General features: G+C 33.2%; 1 pseudogene. It reads right to left on the bottom strand.

The annotated features are described in order from the left end of the window. Positions 1 to 113: 113 nt before the first annotated feature. Positions 114 to 389 (bottom strand): annotated as a pseudogene (locus tag AC1DJR_RS33805) (S-layer homology domain-containing protein); the annotation flags it as partial. Between the last annotated feature and the right edge of the window lie 7 nt (positions 390 to 396).

The raw sequence follows: 396 nt of genomic DNA on the forward strand, positions 1-396 counted from the left end.
GGATATGGGGTATTACCAATTAAATTTTTACGAGCAGTAATACGCCCTTATAATGATGATATAATAAACCACTCAACTTCATTTTCTTTTTATTGATGGGATTGYGCATTTGAAATTRCATTATATAAAAACTGTGCATACTGTTCACGTGTTACATTATCACCCATACCAAATATCCCATTTCCATAACCTGCAATAATTCCTTTACTCGCTAAATCATGAATTGCATGAAATGCCCAGTGTTCTTGTGGGACATCCTTAAATGTAGTTCTATTTACTCCTGCATCGATTTGCAAATCATTTTTTATTACATCCCAAAGTGGATTATCTTGACGTTTGGGTTGCCCCTCTTCATCCTATTTTATTTTTTCTGTTCCTAATTCATAATTCTAATGG

The organism is Bacillus sp. 05T31 (assembly GCF_056396725.1).